Consider the following 5,081-nt stretch of genomic DNA (forward strand, 5'->3'; position numbering starts at 1 on the left):
ATCCGCAGCGCCTCCCGCGCGGCCGGCACCTCGATCGGCTGGGACAGCATCGACGCGCTGAGCCCGGCGTCGGTGGCGGTGAGCAGCACCCGCTGCAACGCCTGCCCGGCGAGGATCTGGTCGGCGGAGGTGTTGCCGGCCGAGCCGAGCACTGCGACCAGCGGCTCCGGCTCGAAGTCCCGGCCGGGGGCGCGGTTGCGGCCGCCGAAGCCGCGCTGGGGCAGCAGGTCCTGCGGCTCGCTCTGCGGTCCGCCGGCGACGGCGGGCACACCGTCTGCGGCCGGCTCGGAGCGGATCCACTCCATCCGCTCGGCCACGTACGCGGGGTCGCGCTCCAGCACCCGGTGGGCGCTGCGGGCTACCTCGGCGACGGCGTTCACCGCGCTGGTGCCGATCACCAGCTCCAGCCAGCACTGCTCGGCCCGGGCCGCCTCGCCGAGCCGCCAGCGGGCCTCGGCGGGCACCGGGTCGGGCCAGAACGGCGCGCGGTTGCTGAACCGGCGGCTGATCGCCCCGTACAGGCTCTGCTCGGTCGGGGTGGGGCGGCGCGGCACGTCCGGCACGAGCCGGGCCACGACGTCCGGGTCGGAGGGGTACGGGCGCAGCCGCACCGTGGCCGGGGTGCCCGCCACGGCGAGCGCGAGCCGCAGGTTGAACAGCGCCGCGCCGGCCGCCATGCGCGCGCCCCAGCCGGTCGGGTCGGTGGCGGGCAGGCCGCGCAGCGGGTCGACGGACACCTCGATGCCGCCGTCGACCACCCGGAACCGCCACGGCTGGGTGTTGTGCAGCGACGGCGCCCGGACCGCGTCGGCGACCGCGGCCCGCCGGTCCGCGGTGGTGTATTCGGTCGTCATGGTGGTGCTCCCTCTCGTGCGGCGCCGGCTCCCCCGTCCGGTACACCACTACGGTGCGTCAGCGGGCAGCGGCCTGAGCAGGGCCGGAGGTCCCCACCTGGGCCCGGCCGTCGGTCCCGGCCGGCGCGTGCAGGACGGGACTTTCGACCCGTGCTACTGAGGCGGGAAAGCGGGTAGAAAGGACTGATGATCCGGGTGTTCCTGCTCGACGACCACGAGGTCGTCCGTCGTGGCCTTGCCGACCTGCTGCAGAGCAGCGGCGACATCGAGGTGGTCGGCGAGTCCGGCCTGGCCCAGGAGGCGGCGCGCCGCATCCCCGCGCTGCGCCCCGACGTGGCGATCCTCGACGCCCGGCTGCCCGACGGCAACGGCATCGACGTGTGCCGGGACGTCCGCGCCGTGGACTCCTCGATCAAGGGGCTGATCCTCACCTCGTACGAGGACGACGAGGCGCTGTTCGCGGCGATCATGGCGGGCGCCGCCGGGTACGTGCTCAAGCAGATCCGCGGCACCGACCTGGTGGACGCGGTCCGCCGGGTGGCGGCGGGGCAGTCGCTGCTCGACCCGGCGATCACCACCCGCGTGCTGGAGCGCATCCGCAGCGGCGTGGAGCAGCCCCGGGAGTTGAAGTCGCTCACCGAGCAGGAGCGGCGGATCCTGGAGTACGTGGCGGAGGGGCTCACCAACCGGGAGATCGCCGGGAAGATGTTCCTGGCCGAGAAGACGGTGAAGAACTACGTCTCCAGCGTGCTGGCGAAGCTCGGCCTGGAGCGGCGTACGCAGGCGGCGGTGCTGGCGACGCGGCTGCTCGGCAAGAACACCTGACGCCGCCTCAGTCGAGCGGGACGCTCCAGCGCAGCTCGGTGCCGCGCGGCTCGGCCCGGCGCAGCGTGAACTCGCCGCCCAGCCGCTCGGCCCGCTCCCGCAGGTTGACCAGGCCGCTGCGGGCCGCCTCCGGGTCGCAGCCGATTCCGTCGTCGGTGACGGTGATCTCGACCCGGCCGGAGTCGACGCGTACGCGCACCGACACCCGGTCGGCCTGCGCGTGGCGTACCGCGTTGGACAGCGCCTCGCGCAGCACGGCGGTGAGTTCTCCGCGTAGCTCGTCCGGCACGGCGCTGTCGATCGGGCCGACCAGTTCCAGGTCGGGCCGGTAGCCGAGCGACTCGGCGGCCACCTCGATGGCCTCGCGGATCTCGGTGCGCAGCGCCGCGCTCATCGGGGTACGCAGCTCGAAGATGGTGCGGCGGATGTCGCGGATGGTGGCGTCCAGGTCGTCGACCGCCTGGTTGATCCGCTTGGCGGCCTCGGGGCGGGCGTTCATCGCGCCGCTCTGCAGTTGCAGGCCGGTGGCGAACAGGCGCTGGATGACCACATCGTGCAGGTCACGGGCGATGCGTTCGCGGTCTTCCAGGACCACCAGCAGTTCCCGCTCCTCCTGCCCGCGGGCCCGTTCCATGGCCAGCGCGGCCTGCCCGGCGAAGCTGGCGAGCAGCGCGAGGTCGTCGTCGGCGGCGGGACCGTGGTCGGGCCGGTAGCCGATCACCAGGACGCCGTGCAGCGTGTCGGCGGCGGCGAGCGGGGAGACCACGGCCGGGCCGGCGACCACGGGCCGGGGCCAGGGCGCCGCGGCGGCGAGGTTCTCCACCTGGTCGTGGCGGCCCGACGTGACCGACGCGGCGAAGCTGGTCTCGGCGGCCGGCAGCACCGCGCCGACCAGTTCCCGGGTGACCGGGTCGGCGCCGTCGACCACCTCGACGGTGAACTGCGCCTCGTCCTCGTCGTAGAGCAGCACCAAGGCCAGCTCGGCCTCGGCGACCTCGCGGGCGCGGCGGGCCACCAGGGTCAGCGCGTCGGTGCGGCGTACCTCGCCGAGCAGCACCGAGGTGATCTCGGCGGCGGCGGCGAGCCAGCGTTCGCGCCGGTGCGCCAGCGCGTAGAGGCGGGCGTTCTCGATCGCCACGCCGGCCGCGGCGGCCAGCGCCACCACGATCTCCTCGTCGTCCTCGGTGAACTCGGCGGCGCCCTGCTTCTCGGCCAGGTAGAGGTTGCCCCAGACGTGGTCGCGGATGCGCACCGGCACGCCGAGGAAGCTGTGCATCGGCGGGTGGTGCGGCGGGAAGCCGTACGAGTTGGGGTGCTTGGTGATGTCCGGCATGCGTACCGGCTTCGGCTCGTCGATGAGCAGGCCCAGCACGCCGCGGCCGTGCGGCAGCTCGCCGATCTTCGCGTGCAGCTCGGGGCTGATGCCGTGGACGATGAAGTCGTGCAGCATCCGGTCGGGGCCGATCACGCCCAGCGCGCCGTAGCGGGCGCCGGCCAGCTCGCACGCCGACTGCACGATCCGCTGCAGCGTGCTGCGCAGGTCGAGGTCGGAACCGATGCCGACGACGGCGTCCAGCAGCGCCCGGAGCCGCTCGCGGCTGGTCACCACCTCGCCGACGCGGTCGAGCATCTCCTGGAGCAGTTCGTCCAGGCGGACGCGGGACAGCGGGGTCAGCCCGAGCGACGGCGCGACGTGCTCGTGCTGGGGCTGGGGTGCGGCGGCCACCGGGCGATGGTATCGCCCGGCGGCCGCCCTGATCGAGACCGGTCAGGTGAGCCGGTCGCGGACCGCCGAGGTGTCGACGGTCTGGGTGACGTCCAGCCGGGGGGTGTGCGGCGGGCCGGCGTGGTTCGGGTCGGCCACACCCAGCCGCATGCTGATGTACGGGAACCCCAGGCCGGCGAGCATCTGGCGCAGCACCTCGCGGGTGCCTTCGACCTCCACCACGCCGGACAGCGGCACCAGCGACACCCCGTGCCGGGTGGCGGTGAGCCAGGCGGCGGAAAGCGCCTCACCGGCGCGCAGCCAGCTCATCAGCTCGTCGTCGGCGCCCCAGAGGATCCCGTACACGGCGGTCTTGTCGTGGCCGGGGCCGATCGGCAGCGATCCGGCGCGGCCGAAGTCGCGGGCCGGAACGGTCGTCTGGGGGGCCTGCTCGGGCAGCACCTCCGGCGGCAGCCCGGTGCCGGTGCCGGCCCGGCTGGTCCAGTACGCCAGTTCCTCGCGCAGTTCCGGGCTGTCCGCCTCGACGGCGGCGGCCTGCTGGGCGGCGGCGGCGAGCTGGATCTTCTGGGTGTCGTCGAGCAGTTGCAGGTTCACGCCTTCGCGGGTGGCGGCCCGGTCGATGTCACCGAGCGCGGCGGTCGGGATCGGCTCGTCGCTGACCGGCCGCCGGTCGGTGTGCCGGACCTGCATGCACTGCACGACGCGCATGGCGTCGGGGTCGGCGCCGGTGTGCTTCAGGCTGGTGATCCGGGCCAGCAGGTCGGGCTCGGCCGGGTCGGGCAGCCGCTCCACCACCGGGGTCCAGCCCTCGGCGGCCAGCGCCACCCGGGCGTGGTGCAGCGCGGCGCCGCAGCTCACCACCAGCAGGTGACCCTCCGGGTCCATGGCGCTGAGGTGCCGTTCGCGTACCACCCGCAGCTCCAGCGCGTCGGGCAGGACAGTCCAGTGCCACGGCTGCGTGTTGTGCACCGAGGGAGCATGGCCGGCCATTCCGGCGGCCTCCGCGAGCGCGGTGGTCAACGGGCGATCGCCGGCCGGCGTCTCGTGGCTCATCGTCACGACCTTTCCTGTTTTCCCCATCGTGCCCCACGCCCGGGTGGGGACGCCGTTCCATCCCCCGGATTACCCGTGTCGGCCCGCCCGCCCCACGTCCGGCTGAGACGATCCACACGTGGGAAGCGAACCACGCGAGTGCGTACCCGAGCAGCCGGCCCGTGCCCGGCGGTGGGCGTGGGCCGAGTGGGCGCCGCTGGTGCTGCTCACCGCGGCCGTGCTGGCCGGGGCGGCGCTGTGGTTCGTGGGCGCGCACGACGCCGCCCGGCTGGTCTGGGCGGCGGTCACGGTGGTCGCGCTCGTCCCGGCCGCCTGGACCACGCTGCGCCAGCTCTGGCTGCGGCAGTTCGGCGTGGACGTCATCGCGGTGCTGGCGCTGCTCGGCGCGCTGCTGGTGCGGGAGTTCCTGGCCGGCGCCGTGATCGCGGTGATGGTCGCGACCGGGCGGGCGCTGGAGGAGTACGCCCAGCGCCGCGCCACCCGTGACCTGCGGGCGCTGCTGGAACGCGCGCCCCGGCAGGCGCGGCGGCGGACCCCGGACGGCGGGATCGAGGTGGTGCCGCTGGACCGCGTCGAGGTGGGGGACCGCCTCGTGGTCGGGCCGGGCGACGTGGTGCCTGTCG

General features: G+C 74.6%; 4 protein-coding genes and 1 pseudogene. 2 read left to right on the plus strand and 3 right to left on the minus strand.

Annotation, left to right across the window (positions count from 1 at the left end; all coding sequences use genetic code 11):
* The coding region (locus KBX39_RS22590; protein WP_210872394.1) for a nitroreductase at nt 1–854 on the minus strand (854 nt) is incomplete at its 3' end.
* Between the two features lie 186 nt (nt 855–1,040).
* On the opposite strand from KBX39_RS22590, the gene KBX39_RS22595 reads away from it, so the two are divergent.
* Nucleotides 1,041–1,679 (plus strand): response regulator transcription factor, encoded by a 639-nt coding sequence (locus tag KBX39_RS22595; RefSeq protein WP_013284884.1) that lies wholly within the window; start codon nt 1,041–1,043, stop codon nt 1,677–1,679.
* Nucleotides 1,680–1,686: 7 nt separating this feature from the next.
* Here the strand turns inward: KBX39_RS22595 and KBX39_RS22600 are convergent, their stop codons facing one another.
* The gene (locus tag KBX39_RS22600) at nt 1,687–3,354 is read right to left on the minus strand and encodes a GAF domain-containing sensor histidine kinase (RefSeq protein ID WP_210872396.1); all 1,668 of its coding nucleotides are present in this window, start codon (nt 3,352–3,354) and stop codon (nt 1,687–1,689) included.
* A 93-nt stretch (nt 3,355–3,447) separates the two neighbouring features.
* Nucleotides 3,448–4,485 (minus strand): nitroreductase, encoded by a 1,038-nt coding sequence (locus KBX39_RS22605; protein ID WP_233514717.1) that lies wholly within the window; start codon nt 4,483–4,485, stop codon nt 3,448–3,450.
* 91 nt (nt 4,486–4,576) lie between these two features.
* Between KBX39_RS22605 and KBX39_RS22610 the strand changes: the two are divergent.
* A pseudogene (locus KBX39_RS22610) lies at nt 4,577–5,081 on the plus strand (heavy metal translocating P-type ATPase); the annotation flags it as partial.

It is taken from the genome of Micromonospora sp. D75, assembly GCF_018070405.1.
Classification (GTDB): domain Bacteria; phylum Actinomycetota; class Actinomycetes; order Mycobacteriales; family Micromonosporaceae; genus Micromonospora; species Micromonospora chalcea.